The 21,612-nt window shown below is 71.0% G+C and carries 21 protein-coding genes; 10 read left to right on the forward strand and 11 right to left on the reverse strand.

Features of this window, described 5'->3' with window-relative positions; genetic code table 11:
- Nucleotides 1-4: 4 nt before the first annotated feature.
- The 4 genes from GTY58_RS29320 to GTY58_RS29335 are packed head-to-tail and all read right to left on the reverse strand — an operon-like array spanning nucleotide 5 to nucleotide 4,486.
- The gene (locus tag GTY58_RS29320; protein ID WP_010987017.1) at nucleotides 5-1,033 is read right to left on the reverse strand and encodes a cysteine synthase family protein; all 1,029 of its coding nucleotides are present in this window, start codon (nucleotides 1,031-1,033) and stop codon (nucleotides 5-7) included.
- A gap of 42 nt (nucleotides 1,034-1,075) precedes the next feature.
- On the reverse strand, nucleotides 1,076-2,443 hold the full coding sequence (locus GTY58_RS29325; RefSeq protein WP_306292878.1) for a Y4yA family PLP-dependent enzyme: 1,368 nt from the start codon (nucleotides 2,441-2,443) through the stop codon (nucleotides 1,076-1,078).
- Nucleotides 2,440-3,465: an ornithine cyclodeaminase gene (locus GTY58_RS29330; RefSeq protein WP_107082960.1), complete on the reverse strand. Its 1,026-nt coding sequence runs from the start codon at nucleotides 3,463-3,465 to the stop codon at nucleotides 2,440-2,442. The genes GTY58_RS29325 and GTY58_RS29330 overlap by 4 nt, the downstream gene beginning before the upstream one ends.
- Nucleotides 3,466-3,493: 28 nt before the next feature.
- Nucleotides 3,494-4,486, reverse strand: a complete 993-nt coding sequence (locus GTY58_RS29335; protein WP_010987020.1) for a TauD/TfdA family dioxygenase — start codon at nucleotides 4,484-4,486, stop codon at nucleotides 3,494-3,496.
- Nucleotides 4,487-4,856: 370 nt separating this feature from the next.
- Between GTY58_RS29335 and GTY58_RS29340 the strand changes: the two genes are divergently transcribed.
- The 6 genes from GTY58_RS29340 to GTY58_RS29360 all read left to right on the forward strand — a co-directional run bounded on the left by GTY58_RS29340 (nucleotide 4,857) and on the right by GTY58_RS29360 (nucleotide 11,966).
- On the forward strand, nucleotides 4,857-6,407 hold the full coding sequence (locus tag GTY58_RS29340) for an ABC transporter substrate-binding protein (protein ID WP_010987021.1): 1,551 nt from the start codon (nucleotides 4,857-4,859) through the stop codon (nucleotides 6,405-6,407).
- 113 nt (nucleotides 6,408-6,520) lie between these two features.
- On the forward strand, nucleotides 6,521-7,411 hold the full coding sequence (locus GTY58_RS29345; RefSeq protein WP_010987022.1) for an ABC transporter permease: 891 nt from the start codon (nucleotides 6,521-6,523) through the stop codon (nucleotides 7,409-7,411).
- On the forward strand, nucleotides 7,408-8,256 hold the full coding sequence (locus GTY58_RS40955) for an ABC transporter permease subunit (RefSeq protein WP_010987023.1): 849 nt from the start codon (nucleotides 7,408-7,410) through the stop codon (nucleotides 8,254-8,256). Before GTY58_RS29345 ends, GTY58_RS40955 begins: the two co-directional genes overlap by 4 nt.
- The gene (locus tag GTY58_RS29350) at nucleotides 8,253-9,839 is read left to right on the forward strand and encodes an ATP-binding cassette domain-containing protein (protein WP_010987024.1); all 1,587 of its coding nucleotides are present in this window, start codon (nucleotides 8,253-8,255) and stop codon (nucleotides 9,837-9,839) included. Before GTY58_RS40955 ends, GTY58_RS29350 begins: the two co-directional genes overlap by 4 nt.
- 214 nt (nucleotides 9,840-10,053) lie before the next feature.
- Nucleotides 10,054-11,250, forward strand: a complete 1,197-nt coding sequence (locus tag GTY58_RS29355) for a sensor histidine kinase (protein WP_010987025.1) — start codon at nucleotides 10,054-10,056, stop codon at nucleotides 11,248-11,250.
- Entirely contained in the window at nucleotides 11,247-11,966 is a 720-nt protein-coding gene (locus GTY58_RS29360; RefSeq protein ID WP_010987026.1) for a response regulator transcription factor, read from the forward strand. The genes GTY58_RS29355 and GTY58_RS29360 overlap by 4 nt, the downstream gene beginning before the upstream one ends.
- Here the strand turns inward: GTY58_RS29360 and GTY58_RS29365 are convergent.
- Nucleotides 11,944-12,216 (reverse strand): DUF397 domain-containing protein, encoded by a 273-nt coding sequence (locus GTY58_RS29365; RefSeq protein WP_010987027.1) that lies wholly within the window; start codon nucleotides 12,214-12,216, stop codon nucleotides 11,944-11,946. The genes GTY58_RS29360 and GTY58_RS29365 overlap by 23 nt on opposite strands.
- On the reverse strand, nucleotides 12,198-13,031 hold the full coding sequence (locus GTY58_RS29370; protein WP_010987028.1) for a helix-turn-helix transcriptional regulator: 834 nt from the start codon (nucleotides 13,029-13,031) through the stop codon (nucleotides 12,198-12,200). Before GTY58_RS29370 ends, GTY58_RS29365 begins: the two co-directional genes overlap by 19 nt.
- Before the next feature lie 117 nt (nucleotides 13,032-13,148).
- On the opposite strand from GTY58_RS29370, the gene GTY58_RS41725 reads away from it, so the two are divergent.
- The 4 genes from GTY58_RS41725 to GTY58_RS29380 all read left to right on the forward strand — a co-directional run bounded on the left by GTY58_RS41725 (nucleotide 13,149) and on the right by GTY58_RS29380 (nucleotide 15,405).
- Nucleotides 13,149-13,376 carry a hypothetical protein gene (locus tag GTY58_RS41725; protein ID WP_079121373.1) on the forward strand — a complete coding sequence of 76 codons (228 nt, stop codon included), beginning with the start codon at nucleotides 13,149-13,151 and terminating at the stop codon, nucleotides 13,374-13,376.
- A 56-nt stretch (nucleotides 13,377-13,432) separates the two neighbouring features.
- Nucleotides 13,433-13,660, forward strand: a complete 228-nt coding sequence (locus GTY58_RS39845) for a hypothetical protein (protein ID WP_010987029.1) — start codon at nucleotides 13,433-13,435, stop codon at nucleotides 13,658-13,660.
- 72 nt (nucleotides 13,661-13,732) lie between these two features.
- The gene (gene recO / locus GTY58_RS29375; protein WP_010987030.1) at nucleotides 13,733-14,479 is read left to right on the forward strand and encodes a DNA repair protein RecO; all 747 of its coding nucleotides are present in this window, start codon (nucleotides 13,733-13,735) and stop codon (nucleotides 14,477-14,479) included.
- A 68-nt stretch (nucleotides 14,480-14,547) separates the two neighbouring features.
- On the forward strand, nucleotides 14,548-15,405 hold the full coding sequence (locus tag GTY58_RS29380; protein WP_010987031.1) for an isoprenyl transferase: 858 nt from the start codon (nucleotides 14,548-14,550) through the stop codon (nucleotides 15,403-15,405).
- A 70-nt stretch (nucleotides 15,406-15,475) separates the two neighbouring features.
- On the opposite strand, the gene GTY58_RS29385 is transcribed toward GTY58_RS29380, so the two are convergent.
- The 5 genes from GTY58_RS29385 to GTY58_RS29405 all read right to left on the reverse strand — a co-directional run bounded on the left by GTY58_RS29385 (nucleotide 15,476) and on the right by GTY58_RS29405 (nucleotide 21,599).
- On the reverse strand, nucleotides 15,476-17,830 hold the full coding sequence (locus GTY58_RS29385; protein ID WP_037645466.1) for a M4 family metallopeptidase: 2,355 nt from the start codon (nucleotides 17,828-17,830) through the stop codon (nucleotides 15,476-15,478).
- 605 nt (nucleotides 17,831-18,435) lie between these two features.
- Entirely contained in the window at nucleotides 18,436-18,852 is a 417-nt protein-coding gene (locus tag GTY58_RS29390; protein WP_010987033.1) for a transcriptional repressor, read from the reverse strand.
- A gap of 58 nt (nucleotides 18,853-18,910) precedes the next feature.
- Nucleotides 18,911-19,807, reverse strand: coding sequence for a metal ABC transporter permease (locus tag GTY58_RS29395; RefSeq protein ID WP_010987034.1), 897 nt, complete (start codon nucleotides 19,805-19,807; stop codon nucleotides 18,911-18,913).
- On the reverse strand, nucleotides 19,807-20,601 hold the full coding sequence (locus tag GTY58_RS29400; RefSeq protein ID WP_037645735.1) for a metal ABC transporter ATP-binding protein: 795 nt from the start codon (nucleotides 20,599-20,601) through the stop codon (nucleotides 19,807-19,809). The genes GTY58_RS29395 and GTY58_RS29400 overlap by 1 nt, the downstream gene beginning before the upstream one ends.
- Before the next feature lie 35 nt (nucleotides 20,602-20,636).
- Nucleotides 20,637-21,599 carry a metal ABC transporter substrate-binding protein gene (locus tag GTY58_RS29405; protein ID WP_010987036.1) on the reverse strand — a complete coding sequence of 321 codons (963 nt, stop codon included), beginning with the start codon at nucleotides 21,597-21,599 and terminating at the stop codon, nucleotides 20,637-20,639.
- Between the last annotated feature and the right edge of the window lie 13 nt (nucleotides 21,600-21,612).

Genomic DNA, 21,612 nt, shown 5'->3' on the forward strand with positions numbered 1-21,612 from the left:
AGGGTCATCGGTTCCCGCGGAGCTTGGTGAGGAGTTCGTCGACTTCCCGTTCCGCCGCGGGATCGAGGAGGTCGCGGGCCCGCATCCAGTCGTCGTTGAAGACGGTGTCCATGTACTTCTCCCCGCCGTCATTGATCAGGGCGACCATAGTCGTGCCGGGCGGAAGTCCGGGCAGGCGGGTCAGGGCTTCGTGGACGACGCCGCCGGCGGAGCCCCCGATGAGCAGGCCGGTGCGGGCCACGGCCCGGCAGGTGGCGAACGCCTCGACGTCACCGACCTTGGCCCCTTCGTCGATGAGGCCGAAGTCGACCAGAGCACCGATCGGGGCGCCCTCGGGCGTGCCGGTGCCCGACTGGTAGTAGTCGTGCGCCGGGCCGCCGAACGCGATCGACCCCTTCGGTTCGACGCCGATGGTGGTGAAGCCGGGTATGAGGGTGCGCAGTTCACGGGCCGTGCCGCACAGGCCGCCGCCGGTGCCGACGGCCCCGACGAGGACGTCGAGGCGGCCGTCGAGTGCCTCGTGGAGTTCGTGGGCGACGGGGAAGTAGCCGACGCCGTTGCTGGGGTTGTTGTGCTGCTCGGTGAAGATGGTGTTGTCCTGGCCGCGCGCCATCTCCTCGGCGAGTTCCTCACGGGCGGCGGTGGCGAGTTCGTCGGTTCCGTCGTCCACGACGTGGACCAGTTCGGCGCCCAGGGCCTTCATGGCCCGCAGCTTGTCGACGGCGGCGTGGTTGTCGACGACGGCGGTGAAGGTGTAGCCGCGTTCGGCGGCGATGACGGCCAGGCCCAGGCCGGTGTTGCCGGAGGTGGACTCGATGATCCGGCCTCCCGCGCGCAGTTCGCCGCGCTCCTCGGCATCGGTGATCATCTGGCGGGCCATGCGGATCTTCGCGGTGCCGGTGGGGTTGAACATCTCCAGCTTCAGCAGCAGGCGGCTGCCGGTCTCCGTGGCCGCGAGTTCCAGCAGCGGGGTGTAGCCGATGAGGTCGGACACGCGGGAGACCACGGACGGGCGCCGCAGGGATCCGGGCATCGAAATTCTCCTGGGGAATCGGTGGGGGACGTCGGCTCGGGATCAGGGGGCGTGACGGTCGAGGCGCCAGCGCGGGCGGGCCCGGTCGGTGTGGTCGATGACCACCTTGGGCGGCAGCGCCAGGTCGTGGAAGGGGGACTCGTTGGAGTCCATCTGGTAGCCGGCGGTGTTCGGGTAGACCAGCAGGTCCCCGGTGCGCGGTCTGCGGGGGAAGGGGACCTTGCGCCACGTGAGCATGTCCGATTCCAGGCAGGTCGCGGCGCCCACGGCGGCCGGCCACACCGCGTCCGGTGTGTCGGGGTGGGCTGACAGCAGGTGCGGGTCGGGCAGGTACTCGCTGTTGAACCACTGCTCGGACAGGCTCAGGCTGGTGCCGTTCACCGTCAGGAGCTGGTATCCGTCCCGGTCCTTGACCCCCTGGACACGGAAGACGGTGCCGCCGGCCCGGTCGAGCAGAGCGCGTCCGGGCTCCAGCAGAAGCGTGATGCCGGCGTCGTTCAGCAGCGCCGCGAGGCTTGGACGGTGCCCTTCGGGGCGCGTGGCCAGGATCCGGCGCAGGGCGTCCGCCCCGGCGACCGGTGAGTGGTAGGGGTAGAAGCCGTCGGGGTCGAACGTCCTGTCCGCGTGGTAGTGGCCGCCGTTCTGTCGCGTCAGGAAGGTGTTCCAGTCGGCGGCGGAGCTGTAGCTGACCGGCAGGCCGCCGCCGATGCTGATGCGGTCGGCCTCCAGTCCGAGGACGCGGGCCTTGAGGCACAGTTCGACGAGGTGCCCGGCCAGGTCGGCGCGGAGCTTCACGTCGTATCCGGACAGGTGGAAGCTGAAGCCCTCCATACGGACCGCTTCGCCCGCCGTGACACAGCGCTCCAGGGCGAGGGCCACTTCGGCCTCGCCCAGGCCGAAACGGCTGTGGGGCTGAGCGGGCGGCAGGCAGCGCAGCAGCAGCCGGGCCGGGCGCGTGCGGTCCCCGGACACGGTGGTGATGAGCGTGTCGAGTTCGTCGAGCGCGTCCACGGCGATCAGGGCACCGTGCCGGACGGCCAGTCCCAGCAGTGCCAAGTCCTTGGCCGGACCGGTGACCACGAGGTGCTCCCCGCGCACACCGTGCCCCAGGGCCTGGCGCAGTTCGGCGGCGGAAGCGACGTCGACTCCCGCCCCGCCGGCGGCGGATCGTTCCGCCCACACGGCTGCCTTGTTGGCCTTCTTCGCGAAGTACACGAAACCGTCGACGCCGGTCTCGTCGAGGACGCTGTGCAGGGCGCGCAGGTTGGCGTCGAAGGCGTCGGGCAGCAGGAAGTGGAACGGGCCGCCGAGCGCGTAGGCGAGTTCCTCCAGCAGCCCGCTGCCCAGCACGGCGTCGGCGGCCGGGTCGGGCAGGGCGGGAAGGGTGGGAAGGGCGGGGGGCCCGGTCACCGCCACAGTGCCACCTCGGTGCCCAGGCCCTGTTCGAGGGCGAGCTGTGCGAAGCGGTGCCCCAGCGCGATATCGGTGACGACGAGTCCGCTGTTGTAGGCGAAGATCCGCTCCGTCGCGGTGCGGCGGCCCGCGGTGTCGCCGGTGATCACGGGCGGGAACTCGGCGTCGACCGCGCGGAGTTCGCCGTCGGCGTCGGCCATGTCGATGCCGGTGACCTTCATCTGGGCCTCGCTGGTGGCGATCACCCGGTCGGCCCGGTGCAGGGCCGACGGGGCGAGACCGTGGCCCACGAGGATGGACAGGGAGCCCGGCTTGAGCCGGTCCGCCCCGACCGCGGCCGGGGTGTGGCCGCCGGCCGTGGCCACGATGATGTCGGCCTCCGAGGCCGCGGCCCCCGCGTCGGTGACGATCTCCACGTCCCGGTCCGGGAAGTGCGCCCGAAGCCGCTCGCGCACCGCGGTGACGCCCTCGGGGTGGGTGCCGAAGAGCATCAGCCGGTCCAGCCCGGGCAGCGTCGTCAGCAGGAAGGGCAGCGCCAGACGGCCCTGGGTGCCCGTACCGATGACCAGGGCGCTGCGCGCACCGGGGGCGGCGCATTCGCGGGCCAGCAGCGCGGAGACCGCCGGGGTGCGCAGCGATCCGATCCGGGAGCAGTCCATCATCGCCACGGGCAGCCCGGTGACATCGTCGTAGAGGGTCAGCGTGGTGTAGTAGTGCTGCTCCTCGCGCCCCTTGTCCAGGCCGTGCTTGTAGGAGGTCTTGACGGCGACGACGTCGCGGGAGCCGTCCCGGCCGAGCATCGCGTACGCGACCGAATGCCCGTCCCGCGGCTTGACGGTGAGCTTGCGGGGGTTGTCGGACTCACCGGCGTGCAGGGTGCGGTAGGCGTCCTCCACGGTGGACACCACGTCGGCCAGGGAGATGTCGATCCCGGCCAGATCGCCGGTCGAGAGGATCCGCAGGTGCCGGTCGGCGCGGGGTATCGGTTCGGCGGCGGCGGTGGTCGAGGCGTCAGGCATGGTCATTCCTCCAGGAACGGGGCGGGGTTCAGCGCGCGTGGGCTTCGATCGCGCTCTGGCCGTAGCCGTGCTCGTGGGCTTCTGTCAGGGGGCGGGTGCGGCGCCCGGGAACGCGGACGGAGGCGCGCTTGAGCCACCGGTCGGTGCCGTCGTAGCGGGCCTGGAAGGGAACACGGCCGTGGACGACCAGGTCGTTGTCGACGACCAGGACCTCACCGGGAGCGAGGCTGACCGCGACGGAGACACGGGCCAGTTCTTCCCCGAGCCGCCCGTACGCGCTCCGGTAGGCGTCGTCCGCCTGGTCGAGGGGGGTGTAGGCGGGGTCGAAGCGCAGCGTGATCCCGTCCTCGCTCGCGAACAGGGCGGGCACGGGCGGCGGCTCCTCGGCGTAGCCCTGGGCCTCGGCGTAGGCGTCGTCCGGCAGGATGGGGAGCACCGGGCGGGTCAGGGTGCGCACGTCCCGCTCCGACAGCCGCGTCTTGCGGACGCTCGCCGCGGTGGTGGCGATGTCGTCGTGGTTGCGCATGCAGCCGAGCATCAGCAGGTGGGCGCGGCCGGGGTGGAAGGCGTCCTCGGTGTGGGGGCTGAGCAGCACGGTGCTGCTGGCGCCGGTCTGCTCGGTCTCGTGGCCGGGCGAGGGCACGATGTTGTGGACGAAGCGGCCGTCCTGCTGCCCCTCCCAGGCGATCGGGTTGCCCATCACGGTGGCCAGCAGCAGGAGCGTGATGTCGTGGGCCGCTCCGCTGTCTCCGGCCGTGGCCCAGCTGTCCGGCGTCGGACCGGCCGCGGCGTCGTCGATGTCGAGGCCGCGCAGGACGAACAGTCCGTCGTCGGTGTCGACGGGGCGGCAGTGGTGACGCAGGCCGTCGCCGAACGCGTTCGCGGTCGTCGCGATCCGCTTCAGCAGCGCGGGGGTCGTCGCCGAGGTGCCGAATTCGGCGTGTATGTGCTCTGTGGCTTGGCGGAGTTCACTCACGGAGTCGGGGTCGAGCTGACGGGCAGGTGCGGCTGCCGTGCTCATGGCGAAGTGGTCCGTTTCGTGTGGGGGCAGGGGTGTCGGGCGCCGTACGTCCTGAAGGTGCGGCGACGGTCAACCAGTAGGAGGGCAGCAGGAGTTCGGCCCACGCGGCGGGCGGCTCAGCTCTCGGGGGGGCGTTCGAACGCTAACACCGAACTTAGGTTAGGCATACCTAATTCACAGGCCATATGATGTGGCCGGAAGCCGGCGGGGGGATGCGGCGGGGCGCCCCTGTGAATGCACGCGCCCGGCGTGCGCCCCGTATGCCCAGCGCGCACCCTGCATGCCGAGATCCCCTTGCGGGAACGATTGTCATTAGGGTAGGCAAACCTAAGCACCACTGGGGTGCTCGGGACGGGGATCGGGGACGTACGTGAACATCAACAGGCGTCAAGTGCTGCTGGCCGGCGGGGCGATGGGCGCGTCGGCGCTGCTGGCCGCCTGCTCCGGGGGCGGGGACGACACGTCGGCCGCCTCCTCCGACAAGGGCGGCAAGCCCCGCAAGGGCGGCACGCTCCGCATCGGGGCGCTCGGCCGCGCCGGCGCCATCACCCGTGACCCGCACGGCACTCAGGGCAACGAGAGCGACTACCTGATCCTCGCCCTCGTCTACGACACCCTCACCGTCCCGGGCGCCGACCCCAACACCAAGCCTCGGCTGGCCGCTTCGTGGGAGCCGTCGAAGGACCTGAAGACCTGGCGCTTCAAGCTGGCCGAGGACGCCGCCTTCCACGACGGCAGCCCGGTCACCGCCGACGACGTCGTGTGGTCGCTGCGGCGGCTGCGCAACACCCCCTCCGGGGCCGCCCGCCTGCCCGGCATCAAGGCCGAGAACATCACCGCCGACGGGAAGGACACGGTGGTGCTGGTCTCCGACTACGCGAACGCCGAACTCCCGCCCCTGACCCGGCTGACGACGTTCGTACTGAAGAAGGGCACATCGGACAAGGAGTTGGCGAAGGCGCCGGGCACCGGGCCGTTCAAGCTCGACCGGTACCGCGCCGGCAACGCGCGCCTGGTGCGCAACGACCAGTGGTACGGCGGCACCGTGTACCTCGACGCGATCGAGGTGACGATGTTCGAGACGCCGCAGGCGATGGCCAACGCGCTGCTCGCCGGGCAGATCGACGTCGCCTCCAACGCGGGTGCGGTCGCCGCGCGCACGGCAAAGTCCCGCAAGGACGTCCAGGTGGTGCGCCGCCCCGACGACATGTCGATGCCCCTCGTCATGCGCACCGCGGACGGCCCGTTCGCCGATGCCCGGGTGCGGGAGGCGATGCGTCTGGTGGTGGACCGCGAGGCCATGGTCAAGCAGGTCCTGTCCGGATACGGAACCGTCGCCAACGACATCATGGGAACCGGCGACCCCGGCTACGCCAAGGACGTCCCGCAGCGGGAGCGTGACCTGGCCGAGGCCGAGCGGCTGCTCTCCGAGGCGAAGTTCGACCTGTCCAAGACCTACGAGCTGGTCACCACCGAGGACATCTCGGGGCTCGCCGAGTCCGCCACCCTGTTCGCCTCCCAGGCCCGCGAGGCCGGAATCAAGATCAAGGTCGTCAAGCAGGAGTCCGGCGCGTTCTACGAGAAGACCTGGCTCAAGGGCGACCTCTACACGACGTACTGGGGCACCAACGACTCGGTGGTGTTCTTCGCGTCCAAGACCCTGGTCAGCGAGGCCGGGCAGAACGAAGCCGGCTTCGCGGACAAGAAGTTCGACGCGACCTACCGCAAGGTGATCGCCACCGCGGACCCGAAGGCCCGCGCCGAGGTACTCAAGGAGCTCCAGCGGATCGAGTACGACCGGTCCGGCTATCTGCTGTGGGGCATGGCCGACGGCATCGACCTGGCCGCCTCCAAGGTCCGTGGTCTGCCCGAGCTCGCCGGCTACGGCCGCGTCCAGCTCGAGAACGTGTGGCTGGGTTGAGCCGGTTGTCCAAGGATGGCGTGACGGCCGCCCCGCCGTGGGCGGCCACCGTGTCGCGTCGCGTGCTGCCGCCGCTCGCCCGCGCGGGTGCGGCGCTGGCCCGCCGGGTACTCATGCTCGCGATCCTGATCGCGGCCGTGTTCGCCGCGGTGGAGCTGTTGCCCGGGGACGCGGCGAACGCGACCTCCGAGCGTGGGGACAGCGCCGCGGATGTCGCGGCACGCCGTCATCTGCTCGGCCTGGACCGGCCCCTGTGGGAACGCTTCGCCGACTGGATGACGGGTCTGCCCACCGGCGACCTGGGCACCAGCGCCCGCGGCCAGAAAGTCACCGACCTGCTGGCCGACCCCTTTCCCAACACCCTGCTGCTGGCGACGGTCGCCTTCGTCCTCACCGCCGCGCTCTCGCTGGCGCTCGGCTGCTGGACCGCCGCCCGGCCGGGCTCGATGACCGACCGGATCGTCGGCCACGCCGCCACCTCGGCGTTCGCCATCCCCGAATTCGTCGTCTCCGTCGGCCTGCTCATCGTGCTGTCGCTGTGGACGGGCTGGCTGCCCGCCGTGACCCTGACCGGTGCCGACGGTGCCCCCGCCACCTGGACCATGCTGATCATGCCGGCCCTCGCGCTGGTCATCCCGCAGACCGGATGGAACACCACCATCGTGCGCGGGGCGCTCGCCGACCAGGCGGCCACCCCGCACGTCGAGGCCGCCCAGCTCGACGGCCTGTCGCCGCACCGCGTCATCTGGCGCCACGCGCTTCCCGGAGCCGTCCCGGCCGTCGCCACCGGCCTGGCCACCTCCACCGGGATGCTGCTGGGCGGCGCGGTGGTGGTGGAGACGCTCTTCAACTACCCGGGCATCGGCAGTGTGCTGGCCGGCGCCGTCGCCAACCGCGACACCCCCCTCATCGCCGGCGTCGTCGTCTGCGCCGGCGCCGCCATCAGCCTGGTCCTGCTGGCCGCCGACGTCATCCGCGCCCGAGTCCTGGGAGCCTCCTCATGAGCGTCGCCACGACGGGCCGCAGGCCGGCCACGGCCGACGGGCGAGGCCGTGTGCTGCCCCGCGTCACGCCCGCCATCCTCCTGGTCCTGCTCGCCCTGACCGGCCCGTACCTCGCCGCCCACCCCCTGGACAAGCCCGTCACCGCCCCCTTCGCTCCCCCCGGCGACGGGGCGCCGCTGGGCGGGGACCAGCTCGGCCGCGATGTGCTCAGCCGACTGCTCCACGGCGGCACCGCCCTGATCGGCAGCGCCCTCCTGGTCGCCTTCGTCGTCACCCTGCTGGCCGCCCTGATCGGCTGTTTCGCCGTCCTGCACCCCGTCGTGGGACGCGCCGTGGAGCGGACCGCCGACGTGTTCATCCTGCTGCCGCCCGTCCTGGGCATCATGCTCATCGCACTGGCCTGGCCCGGCGGCGGTCGATGGGCCGTCATCAGCGCAGCCACCGTCCTGGGCATCCCGTACGCCGTACGCGTCGTCGCAGGCGCCGCCGCCCCCCTGGCCACCGCCGGATACGTCGAAGCCGCCCTGGCGCGCGGGGAAAGCGTCACCTACACCGCCACCCGCGAACTCCTGCCGAACCTGCGGGGCACCGTCCTCGCCCTGTTCGGCCTGCGCTTCGTCGAAGCCGTCTACGTCATCTCGATGGCCGGCTTCCTCCAGATCGGCCCCCAGCCCCCGGCCGCGGACTGGGCGCTGATGATCCGCGAGAACGCCCCGGGCATCCTCCTCAACCCGTGGGCCGTCGTCGCCCCCAGCCTGACCATCGCCCTGCTCGCCATCAGCGTCAACCTCGCGGCCACCTCCCTCGCGCCCCGCTCCGCACGCAAGGCGGTGACCACCCCGTGACCACGCCCACCCCCGCTCCGGCCACCGGCCACACCCCCGACACCCCTGCCTCCGGCGCGGCCGGAACACCCGCGACCCTGGTGACGGCGACCGACGTCGGCATCCGCATCCCCGACGGTCCCGTCCTCCTGCCCCCCACCAGCCTGACCGTCCGCGCCGGCGAGATCACCGCCCTGACCGGGGCCTCCGGTTCCGGCAAGACCACTCTGCTGCGCGCCCTGATCGGCCACCTGCCCGCCCGAGCCGCACTGGCCTGCACCGCGCTGGACGTCCTCGGCCACCACGTCCCCGGCCTCTCCCCGGCAGCACTGCGTGCACTGCGCCGCAGCAGGATCGCCTACGTCGGCCAGGACCCCGGCTCCGCGCTCAACCCGCGCATGACGATCCGCCGGCTCATCGCCGAGACCGCCACGGACGCCGGCGACCACGTCGTGCCCGACCTGCTGCGCGAATGCCGCCTCCCCACCGTGGACGGATTCCCCGACCGAAGGCCCACCGCGCTCTCCGGGGGCCAGCAGCGCCGCGTCGCGCTCGCCCGCGCCCTCGCCCGTACCCCGGACATCCTGCTTCTGGACGAGCCCACGGCCGGACTCGACGCCGCCCTGCGCGACGACATCGCCGACCTGCTGCGCCACCTGGCCACCGCACGCGGTCTGGCCATCGTCATGGCCTGCCACGACCCGAAGCTCGTCGACACCTGCGCCGACCACGTCGTACGCCTGACCGCCCCCGCACGGCCCGCCTCCGTGGCGCCTGTCTCCGTGGCGCCTGTCTCCGCGGCGCCCGCCCCCGCACCGCCCCGCGTCCCGGGCCGGCGCAGGCCGGCACCGGCACCGGTGGTGGCGGCAGGCCCGGCGAGCGCCGCGGACGAGGGGATCGCCGCACGGTCGGTCAGCGTGGTGTTCCGCGGCCGATATGGCGTACAACAGGCTCTCGACAGCGTCGACTTCACCGCTCCGCCCGGCTCGGCCACCGGGATCGTCGGGCCTTCCGGCTCGGGCAAGACCACCCTGCTGCGGGTCCTGGCCGGCCTGCACCGCCCCGACTCCGGGACGCTCACCCTCGAAGGGCAGCCGCTCGCCCACACCGCCCGCGGGCGCAGGCCCGAACATCACCGGCGCATCCAGTTCGTTCCGCAGAATCCCCTCGCCGCCCTCAACCCGTCCCGCACCGTCGGCGCCGCCCTGACCCGGCCCCTTCGCCGGCACACCCGCCTCGCCAGGGCGGAGATACCCGGCCGGATCACCGCGCTGCTCGAACAGGTGGAACTGCCCGCCGACTTCGCCCGCCGCTACCCGGCCGAACTCTCCGGCGGACAGCGCCAGCGCGTGTCCATCGCCCGGGCCCTCGCCGCCGAGCCCGACGTCCTGCTCTGCGACGAGATCACCTCCGCGCTCGACCCGGACACCGCCGTCGCCGTCATGGAAGTCCTGCGACGCCTGCGGACGGAACGCGACATGACCGTCGCCCTCGTCAGCCACGAGATACACCTGGTGGCCGCGTACACCGACACCGTGCACCTGCTCGACGCCGGACGGGTCACCGCGTACGGACCCACCGCGGCACTCCTCCCGACGGCCTGAGCACCACCGGGTGCCCCCAGTGGCCGCCCGCCTCACACATCCCGCAGGTCCACGACCACCGCCGTCACCGCCGCCGCGCCCTCCGCGGACAGCACCGACGTCAGACCGACGGCCTCCGGGGTGCGCCGCCTGCAGTCCAACGGCACGGCTGTCGACCCTGGTTGTACGTCCGCGGTCCGATGACCGCCCGCGACGGCGCGCCTACGATCGCCGTATGTCCGCCACACCGCCGCTTCCCCTGCTCAAACGCCTGCCCCCGGCTGTCTGGGTGGCCGTGACCTGGTGCGCGAGCACGCTGTTCACGCTCCTGACGACCGTCAGGTTCCCGGGCGAGACGGAGCCGGGCAAGTGGCCCGCGGCGCAGCTGTACCGCTGGGACGGCCTGACGTTCCTGGTGCTGGCCGCCGCCCTGGTCCTGACGGGCAGCCGCCGGCTGCCCGGACGGCCCCTGACCGCCCTCGCCCTGCTGCTCACCGCCGCCGGACTGGTCACCACCACCCTGGGCGTGGGGGAGGTCCCGCTGGCCCAGTTCCTGGTGGTCGACGTCGCCCTGTACTTCATCGCGGCCGGCCACCGACGCCGCACCGGCGTCATCGCCCTCTCCATGGCGCTCGCCATGCTGGTGACATGGATGGCCGTACGCCTCCTGAGTAGCTGGGACGTCGGCATGTCGGCCGAACTGGCCGTCGCCCTCGTGACCGTCATCGCCTGGCTGCTCGGCAACGCCACGCACCGCACCCGCGAGTACGCCGACAAGCTCAGCGCCCGGGCCGCCGAACAGGCCGTCACCGCCGAACGGCTGCGCATCGCCCGCGAGATGCACGACATGGTCGCCCACAGCATCGGCATCATCGCCCTCCAGGCGGGCGCGGCGGCCCGGGTCGTCACCACCCAGCCGGAGGCCGCGCGCGAGGCGATGACGGCCGTGGAGAACACGGGCCGCGAGGCACTGTCGGGGCTGCGCCGCATGCTGGGCGCCCTCCGCCAGGCCGACCACGGCGAGGCCCCGGAGGCGGCGGGTCTCGCGGACGTCGACGGCCTCGCCGCCGCGACGACGGCCGCGGGCGTCCGCGTCGACGTCCGCCGCCTGGGCGAACGCCGTCAACTCCCGCCGGACATCGACCTGTCCGCCTTCCGCATCATCCAGGAGTCCGTCACCAACGTCGTACGGCACGCCGCCACCGACTCCTGCGAGGTCTCCATCGACTACGGCGACGACGACCGGCTCTCCATCGAGGTCGCCGACCGCGGCCGTGGCAGCGGCACCCGCACCGACACCGGGTTCGGCCTGTCCGGCATGCGTGAGCGAGTCGCCCTGCTGCACGGCGAGTTCACCGCCGGCCCGCGCCCCGAGGGAGGCTTCCGGGTGACGGTCCGCCTGCCCGTCCCGGCGCCTGCGGCGGCACGATGAGCGCCGTCCGCGTCGTCCTCGCCGACGACCAGCAACTGATCCGTACGGCACTGCGCATGGTCATCGCCGACCTCGCGGACATGGACGTGGTGGGCGAGGCGGCGAACGGCGAGGAAGCGGTACGCCTCGCCGACGAACTCCGCCCCGACGTCGTCGTCATGGACATCCGCATGCCCGGCACGGACGGCATCGAGGCGACCCGCCGGATCACGGAGGCCCCCGGTGACGTCCGCATCCTCATGCTCACCACCTTCGACGACGACGACTACGTCTACGGGGCGCTGCGCGCGGGCGCGTCCGGATTCCTGGTCAAGGACATGGGTCTCGACGACATCCTGGCGGCGGTGCGGGTGGTGGCGGCGGGCGACGCGCTGATCGCCCCGGGCGTGACCCGCCGGCTGATCCAGGACTTCGTCGCCAGTCCCGAACAGCCGCGCGCCCGGCGCGAGTTGACCGAAATCACGGAACGGGAGCGGGAGGTCCTGACCCTCGTCGGCACGGGCCTGACCAACACGGAGATAGCCGAGCGCCTGTTCATCAGCGTGGCGACGGCGAAGACGTATCTGACCCGGCTGCTGGCGAAACTGGACGCGCGGGACCGGGTGCAGCTGGTGATCATCGCCTACGAGGCGGGCCTGGTGGCCCCGGCTCGCGGCGGGCGGTCCGACGATCACCGGGGAGCGGGCGGTGCGGTCACGCCGTTACGGCGCCGATGAAATCCGTCCAGGAGGCCGAGCCGATGAGGAGGACCGGGCCGTCCGGCACCTTGCTGTCGCGGACCGGGACGACGCCGGGGACTCCGTCGGCGACCTCGACGCACTCGCCGCCGTTGTCGTCGCTGTACGTGCTCTTGCGCCAGCGGGCGGCGCCGATGAAGTCGTACGCGACCTCGACGCACTCGCCGCCTTCGCCGTTGCTGTACGTGCTCTTGCGCCAGCGGGCGTTGCTCAGGTCGTACTCGCGCATCGTCTGTAGTCCTCAGCCGCCGATTCGATCAGGGCTAGGGACGTCTTCGGCGACAGCGCGGCGCCCCTGAGCAGATCGTATGCGCGCTGCGCTCGCTTCACCACCGCCGGGTCGTCCAGCAGTTCGCCCGAAAACGACGTCTCTGTATAGAGGGTTGGGGGAGCGTCGTCGAACTCCATGAGCTGCATCATCGCCGCCATTGACGCGCAGGCCCCCTCCTCGCGGGGGACCACCGTCACCAGCACCCTCCGCCCGTCCGCCAGCGCAGCAATGTGCTCCAGCTGCATGACCATGGCTGCGGGGCCTCCCACGGGTACTCGCAGGACGTTCTCGTGCAGGATCGCCCAATACTCGGGCCTTGTAGCGTCCTTGAGGATGCGGGCCCGCTCCAATCGGGCGGAGACCTTCTCTTCCACATACTCGTCGGTGACGAACGGGTTGGCCGCGATGGTCACTGCCCGCGCGTACGCGGCCGTCTGCAACAACCCTGGGATCACCGACGGAGCGAACTGACAGATCTTCGTCGCCGCCCGCTCCAGCTCCACAACCTCCGCGAAGTAATCCGCGTACCGCTTGTCGTCAATCAGCTTTCGCCATGTGCGTTCGAAAAAACCGTCGGTTTGCAGGATCTCGTCGATCCGCTGTGCCACATCCAACTGCGGTTTGCGAATGGCCTGTTCGAACTGTCCGATGTAGCCGCCCGAGACGAAGACCCGTGATCCCAACTCCACCTGGGTGAATCCCGCGTCTTCCCGGCGTCGTTTCAGCTCCGCTCCGAAGAACTCCCACGCCGCCTGTCGCGAACCGTTGGCCATGGCCAACCCCCCTTTGTGCTGCCCCGCATTTGTAGAGCACAGACTCCTGTCGAGTCTAAGCGCAGAGCGTCACCATGGAGATGCGAAGAGTGAAACCTGAAAGGGAAGGGGAGCACGGTGACGGCAGAACACACACCACTCGGGGGACGACACTCGGCGCTCTGCGTCGAAGAGGCGGAGGAAGCAGTGCAGGAATTGCGGGCAGCACTCGCAAATGTCGGAATCACGTTGCCCTCACTGCGGCTCGACCCGGCAGTCCTTGCGCGAGAGGCACCCTGCTCGCTCGTCGAACTGGGCGGCTGTTCCGTCGACGTCGCCGTCCGGCTCGCGGCGGCGCTGCGGTGAAGCCACATAGCTCACGGAACCCGCGGAACCCGCAGGACTTACGGAACCCGCAGGACTTGCAGAACCCGCAGAACCCGCCGATCGGCTCGTACGCCGTCGACACCAGAAACGGAAGAGTGGGCATCGTCATGGGGTACGAGGGACCGTACGTACAGCTGAGGCCGTACGGCGGAGGCAGGGAGTGGGACGTCGAGCCGGAGGCCGTCCGGGGCGCGACCCAGGCCGAGCGGCTCAGCGCGGCGACGGCGTACGCCAACGCACGCAGCCGGGGCGAGCTGCCTTGAAGGGAGGCCCGGCAGGGACGGAACATGCCGCCCCGGGCCGATGCGCGGGCGCCGTAGGCGAGAATGGGCCTCATGAGTCTGTTCCGCGACGACGGCATCGTGCTGCGCACCCAGAAGCTGGGTGAGGCGGACCGGATCATCACCTTGCTCACGCGTGGTCACGGACGCGTACGCGCCGTGGCGCGCGGTGTGCGGCGGACCAAGTCGAAGTTCGGGGCGCGGCTGGAGCCGTTCTCCCACGTGGACGTGCAGTTCTTCTCGCGCGGGAGCGAGCTGATCGGGCGCGGCCTGCCCCTGTGCACACAGAGCGAGACCATCGCTCCGTACGGTGGCGCCATCGTGACGGACTACGCGCGGTACACCGCCGGGACGGCCATGCTCGAGACCGCCGAGCGGTTCACCGATCACGAGGGGGAGCCCGCCGTGCAGCAGTATCTGCTGCTGGTCGGCGGGCTGCGCACGCTCGCCCGGGGGGAACACGAACCCCACCTCGTGCTCGACGCCTTCCTGCTGCGCTCCCTCGCCGTGAACGGGTACGCGCCCAGCTTCAGCAACTGCGCGAAGTGCGGAATGCCGGGGCCGAACCGGTTCTTCTCGGTGGCCGCGGGCGGCTCCGTCTGCGTCGACTGCCGGGTGCCCGGCAGCGTCGTACCCTCGGCGCAGGCGCTGGTGCTGCTCGGCGCGCTGCTGACGGGAGACTGGGAGACCGCGGACGCCTGTGAGCCGCGGTACGTCCGGGAGGGCAGCGGCCTGGTGTCGGCCTATCTGCACTGGCACCTGGAGCGCGGCCTGCGCTCCCTGCGTTACGTCGAGAAGTAGAGAAGCACGGAAGCGCAGAAGTACGGAAGCACAGAAGTACAGACACAGCTCAAGGAGACGAGAAGCACATGGTCGTACGCGGGATCCTGGGACGCCAGCGCCGCGAGTACAGGGCGCCGGAGCCGCACCCGTCCGGTGCCCGCGCGCCCAAACTCCCCGGCGAGCTGATCCCGAACCATGTCGCGTGTGTCATGGACGGGAACGGCCGGTGGGCCAAGGAGCGCGGGCTGCCGCGCACCGAGGGGCACAAGGTCGGCGAGGGCGTCGTCATGGACGTCCTCAAGGGCTGTATCGAGCTGGGCGTGAAGAACCTGTCCCTGTACGCCTTCTCGACGGAGAACTGGAAGCGGTCGCCCGAGGAGGTCCGCTTCCTGATGAACTTCAACCGGGACGTCATCCGGCGCCGGCGGGACGAGATGGACGCGCTCGGGATCCGGATCCGCTGGGTAGGCCGCATGCCGAAGCTCTGGAAGTCCGTCGTCCAGGAACTTCAGATCGCCCAGGAGCAGACCAAGGACAACGACGCCATGACGCTGTACTTCTGCGTCAACTACGGCGGCCGTGCGGAGCTCGCCGACGCGGCGAAGGCGATGGCCGAGGATGTCGCGGCCGGCCGTCTCGACCCCGCCAAGGTCAGCGAGAAGACCATCCAGAAGTACCTGTACTACCCGGACATGCCGGACGTCGACCTCTTCCTGCGCCCCAGCGGCGAGCAGCGCACCTCGAACTACCTGCTCTGGCAGTCGAGTTACGCGGAGATGGTCTTCCAGGACGTGCTGTGGCCCGACTTCGACCGGCGTGACCTGTGGCGCGCCTGCGTCGAGTACGCCTCCCGTGACCGCCGCTTCGGCGGCGCCGTTCCGAACGAGCAGCTGCTCGAGATGGAGCGGGACATGAAGGGGAGCGAAGGCGTCCAGGACGCCTGACCGTCACGACGACGGCAGCGGCACCCGGCGCTCGAAGGCGCCGGGTGCCGCTGCCGTCGTTCGTACGGGGTCAGCTGGTCGTCAGCGCCGTGTCGTCGATGACGAAGCTCGTCTGGAGCGACGAGTCCTCGACACCGCTGAACTTGAGGGCGACCGTGGTGCCCGCCAGCGAGGACAGGTCGAAGGTCTTCTGGGTGTAGCCGGAGGCGGCGTTCAGGTTGGAGTACGTCGCCAGGGTCGTCGATCCGGCGGTCACCGTCAGCTTGTCGTACTGGGTGCTGGTGGTGGTCTCCGCCGTGTCGATGTGCAGGTAGAAGGTCAGGCTGGCCTTGCAGCCGGACGGGATGGTCACCGACTGGGAGAGCGTGTCGGTGTGGGTGGAGCCGTAGCCGTCGAGCCAGGCCTTGTAGGAGCCTGCGTGGGCCGCTTCACTGCTGGAGTTGGTGATGACTCCACTGCTCGCGGTCCAGGTGGTGTTGCCTGATTCGAAGCCCGGGTTGCCGAGCAGCTGGGTGGAGGCGCAGGTGCCGCCGCCTCCGCTGGAGCTGACGGTCCAGGTGAAGCTCGCGGTGCCGGTCGCGCCGGTGCTGTCGGTCACCGTGACGGTCGTGCTGTAGGTGCCGGCCGTGGTCGGGGTGCCGGAGATCACGCCGGTGGAGCTGTTGACCGACAGGCCGGTGGGCAGGCCGGTCGCGGCGTACGTCAGTGAGCCGCTGTTGGTGCTGCTGGCCGAGACCTGGAGACTCACCGCGGTACCGACGGTGGACGACTGGCTGCCCGGGTTGGTGACCGTCACGCCGCTCGTCGGCGGGGTGACGTGGCTGCCGACGTTGATGCCCGCGAAGGCGTTCGCCACCCCCGCGTACTGGGTGGAGCTGGCGCCGTACAGGGCGGTCGCCGCGTTCAGGGCGGCGGTGCGGGCGCCGGCGTAGTTGGTGCTGGACGTCATGTACGTCGTCAGCGCCTTGTACCAGATCTGCAGGGCCGCGGCCCGGCCGATGCCGGCGACGGCGACACCGTCGGAGGTCGGGCTGTTGTAGGTGACCCCGTTGATGGTCTTGGAGCCGCTGCCCTCGGAGAGCAGGTAGAACATGTGGTTCGCCGGGCCCGAGGAGTAGTGGACGTCCAGGTTGCCGACGCCGGAGTACCAGCTGTCGGCGGAGCCGCCGTCCTTGTCGGGCTCGTCCATGTAGCGCAGCGGGGTGCCGTCGCCGTTGATGTCGATCTTCTCGCCGATGAGGTAGTCACCGACGTCGCTGCTGTTGGCGGCGTAGAACTCGACACCCGTGCCGAAGATGTCGGAGGTCGCCTCGTTCAGACCGCCGGACTCACCGGTGTAGTTCAGGCCCGCGGTGTTGGAGGTGACGCCGTGGCTCATCTCGTGGCCCGCGACGTCGAGCGAGGTGAGGGCGTGGGTGCTGCTGGTGCCGTCGCCGTAGGTCATGCAGAAGCAGTCGTCGTCCCAGAACGCGTTGACGTACGCGGTGCTGTAGTGGACGCGGGAGTAGGCCGCGACGCCGTCGTTCTTGATGCCGCTGCGGCCGAAGGTGTTCTTGTAGAAGTCCCAGGTCGTCTGCGCGCCGTAGGCGGCGTCCGCGCCGGCGGTCTGGGTGTTGGAGCCGGAGCCGGTGCCCCAGGTGTCGTCGGCGTCGGTCATCAGGGTGCCGGTGCCCGACGTGCCGTTGTTGAGGCTGTACGTCTTGTGGCCGCCGCGCGTGGTGTCGTACAGCTGGTACGTCGACCCGGACAGGGTCGTGCTCAGCGAGACCGTGCCGCTGTACTGGGTGTTGCCGGTGCCGGTCTTGACGCCCTGGTAGCGGTAGAGCTCCTTGCCGGTGGTGGCGTCCGTGATGACGTGCAGCTGGCTGGGCGTGCCGTCGTCCTGGAGTCCGCCGATCACCGTCTCCCAGGCGAGCTTGGGGGCGCCGCTGCCGGCCCAGATCACCTTGCGGGCGCTGTCGGTGGTCGCCTTCTCGGCGGCGAGGTCCTTGGCGGCCTTCAGCGCCTTGGTCACGGCGGCCGACCTGGTGAAGGACGCGGTGGTGGAGGCGACCTTGATGGTGCGCTTGTTGTTGAAGGTGCTGCTCACCGTGCCGGCGGCCAGCGAGGCGGGCGGGGTGTGCACGACGACGTCGCCGCCGAGGACCGGCAGACCGGCCCAGGTGCGCTCGTAACGCGTGTGCAGCGTGCCGTCGTTGTCCTTCACGACGTCCCGGACGACCAGCTTCTCCTTGGCGCCGAGGCCCAGGGTGGCGGCGGTCGTCGTGGTCTTCTTCGCGGCGCTCTTGAGCAGGGCGCTGTGCTGCGCGGGCGTGAGCTTGGCTTCCTGGCCGCCGGTGCGCAGGGGGCTGGGGTGCGGCGCGGCGGGCTTGGCGGTGGCCGGGACGGCCTGTATGCCGACGGTCAGAAAGGCGGTGGCGGCCATCAAGGCTCCGGCGGCGGTCGCCTTACGGGGGGTTCGTCTCACTCGTTCGTACTCCTACTGCGGCGGCCGCGTGGGGCGGCCGGTGACAGACCGGACAGACGGGGGTGTGCAGCCCGGGACGAGCTGAGCAGTGAGGTGCGCGGCCGTGGTGACGGCCAGAAGATGTGCGCGAGACGTGGGGGATGGCTGGGGGAAGGGTGGCACCATTGACCGGGGCATGTCAGCAAGGTGGCGGCAGGTCAAGGGTTATCCCTCTGCCTCCCGCCCGGACCGGCTGACCGCCGGTAGCGCGATCCGGCCATGAAGGCGGGGCGGAATGCCGCACGGGGCAGGGCGAGCTGGTCTACCGGCCGGCCGTCGGGGACTTCTCGTCGGCGCCGACGGCGGGCGGGGGAGTCGGCCGGGCGCGCTGTCCCGCGCACCCGGCGCTCATTGTCGTAGCAGCCGCGAGCGGCCTACGGGGTCTGTCCGGCAGGGCATGTTTCCGCACCGCCGTCACGGCCGCCGGACCGGCCGTGGGCACCGAAACGACGGACGCGGGTCGGGTTGCGGTCGATCATCGACCGCAACCCGACCCGCGTCCCAAGTCCCGGGAGGTCCCGGCCTCAGCTCTTCGCCGCGGCGCACTCCGCGCACGTACCGAAGATCTCCACCGTGTGCGCGACGTTCACATAGCCGTGCTCCGCCGCGATCGCCTCCGCCCACTTCTCCACGGCCGGGCCCTCGACCTCGACCGCCTTGCCGCAGACGCGGCAGACGAGGTGGTGGTGGTGCTCGCCGCTGGAGCAGCGGCGGTAGACGGACTCGCCGTCGGAGGTGCGCAGCACGTCGACCTCGCCCGCGTCGGCGAGGTTCTGCAGCGTGCGGTACACGGTGGTGAGCCCTACGGAGTCGCCTTTGTGCTTGAGCATGTCGTGGAGCTCCTGCGCACTGCGGAACTCGTCCACCTCGTCGAGCGCCGCCGCCACGGCGGCACGCTGCCGGGTGGAGCGGCCCCGAACGGGCGATCCAGCGGTTGTCACCGTTGCCTCCTCACGTCTGCCCTTGCCCGGCCATTGTGCCAGCCCGGACTGTGCGTGGTCAGACGCCGACCTTCCGTTCCGGGCTACGGGTGGCCGGAATCGTGCACTCGGCCGGGTCGCCGGTCTCCTGTGCGGCGGCCCGTGCCCTGCGGCGCGCCAGTGGTGTCGCCAGCGCCGTCAGCAGGATGAACGCGCCGATGGCCAGCAGGACGATCGTCGCGCCGGGCGGCACGTTCCGGTAGTACGTGGTCACCGTGCCGCCGATGGTCACGCTCACCCCGATCGCCACCGCGATGGCGAAGGTGGCGGCGAAGCTCCGGCTGAGCTGCTGCGCGGCCGCGACCGGCACCACCATCAGGGCGGAGACGAGCAGCAGGCCGACGATCCGCATGGCGACCGTGACGGTGACCGCCGCCGTGACGGCCGTGAGCAGGTTCAGGGCGCGCACCGGAAGGCCGGTCACCCGCGCGAACTCCTCGTCCTGGCTGACCGCGAACAACTGCCGGCGCAGGCCGAGGGTGACGAGCAGGACGAAGGCCGCCAGCAGGCAGATGGCCGTCACGTCCTCCTGCGAGACCGTCGTGAGCGAGCCGAAGAGGTACGACATGAGGTTGGTGTTGCTGCCGCCCGGCGCGAGGTTGATCAGCATCACACCGCCCGCCATGCCCCCGTAGAAGAGCATCGCGAGCGCGATGTCGCCGCGCGTTTTGCCGTACCAGCGGATCAGCTCCATGAGGACCGCGCCGAGCACGGAGACGGCCGTCGCCATCCACACCGGGGACCAGGACAGCAGGAAGCCGAGGCCGACGCCCGTCATCGCCACGTGGCCGATGCCGTCGCCCATCAGGGCCTGGCGGCGCTGCACCAGGTAGATGCCGACGGCGGGCGCGGTGATGCCCACGAGGACGGCGGCGAGCAGGGCCCGCTGCATGAAGGCGTAGTCGAGGAAGGTCATCAGCTCAGCAGTCCCGTCCGGATCGGTTCGGCGTCGTGAGCCGCGTGCGGGTGTACGTGGTCGTGGCCGGGCAGCGCGTGCTGGCCGACCGCCTGCGGGGGCGGGCCGTCGTGCAGGACGCAGCCGTCGCGCAGGACGACCGCGCGGTCGATCAGCGGCTCCAGGGGGCCCAACTCGTGCAGGACCAGCAGCACGCTCGTGCCCCGGGACACCTGCTCGCGCAGGGTCGCCGCGAGGATCTCCTGGCTGGCCAGGTCGACGCCCGCCATCGGCTCGTCCATGATCAGGAGTTCGGGTTCGGAGGCGAGGGCGCGGGCGATCAGCACGCGCTGGTGCTGGCCGCCGGAGAGCGCGTCGACGGAGTCCTTGGCGCGGTCGGCCATGCCGACGAGTTCCAGGGCCCGCCGCACGGCCTGGTGGTCGGCCTTGCGCAGCATGCCGAAGCGGGCGCGGGAGAGCCGGCCCGAGGCGACGATCTCGGTCACCGTGGCGGGCACGCCGCCCGCCGCCGTGGTGCGCTGCGGCACGTATCCGACGCGCTTCCAGTCGCGGAAGCCGCGGCGTGGGGTGCCGAACAGCTCGATCTCGCCGCCGCTGACCGGTACCTGGCCGATGATGCTGCGTACGGCGGTGGACTTGCCGGAACCGTTGGCGCCGAGCAGCGCGACGACCTCACCGCGGTGCACGGCGAGGTCGATGCCGCGCAGCACCGGGCGCGAGCCCAGCTCGGCGCGTACACCGCGCAGGGATATGACGGGGTCGTTCGCACCGCCTATGCCGTCCACGCCGTCCATGCCGCCCACACCGTCCATGCCGTCCTCCGTAAAGATCACTTGGCACCCAGGGCTGTCCGCAGCGCCTTGAGGTTGGACTCCATGACCTGGAAGTAGTCGGTGCCCCGGGACTTCTCGGTGATGCCCTCGATCGGGTCGAGGACGTCCGTCCTGAGCCGGGCGTCCTTGGCGACGGTCTTCGCGGTCTTGTCGCTGACGAGCGTCTCGTAGAAGACCGTCGAGACGCCGTCCGCCTGCGCCATCTTCTCAAGCTCCTTCACGCGGTTCCCGCTGGGCTCCGACTCCGGGTCCAGGCCGCTGATGGCCTCCTCGGTGAGGCCGTAGCGCTCGGCGAGGTAGCCGAAGGCGGCGTGGGTGGTGATGAAGACCTTGGTCCCGGTGTTCTTCAGCCCGTCCGCGTACCGCGTGTCGAGGCCGTCCAGCTTCTCGACCAGCGCGGCGGTGTTCTTCCGGTAGTCCGCGGCGTGCTCGGGGTCGGCCTTCGCGAGGGCCTTGCCGACGCCCTGGGCGACCTCGGAGTACTTCACGGGGTCGAGCCAGATGTGCGGGTCCGTGCCGCCGGACTCCTCGCCCTTGGTGTCGTCGTGCGCGGCCGCGTGCCCGCCGACCTCGTTGCCGTGCTTCTCCAGCGTGGTCAGCGACGCGGCGTCGATCTTCGTCCTGACCCCGGACTGCGCGACGGCGTCGTCGACGGCGGGCTGGAGGTTCTTGAGGTAGAGGACCGCGTCCGACTTCTCGAGCTGCACGGTCTGCTGGGCGCTGATCTCCAGGTCGTGCGGCTCCTGGCCGGGCTGGGTCAGACTGGTGACCCGCACATGCTTCCCGCCGATCTGCTCGGCGAGATACTGCATGGGGTAGAACGACGCCACCACGTCGAGCTTTCCGCCGTTCCCGCCGTCGGCCGCGGTCGAGTCCGAGCAGGCGGAGAGCGTGCCGAGACCGAGAAGGGTGGTCGCGGCCACGGCGGTCCCGGGTATGAGGCGTCGTCGTACGTTCATGACAGTCATTTTC

Origin of the sequence: Streptomyces sp. SID5469, from assembly GCF_009862865.1 — a bacterium.
GTDB classification, from domain to species: Bacteria; Actinomycetota; Actinomycetes; order Streptomycetales; family Streptomycetaceae; genus Streptomyces; species Streptomyces avermitilis.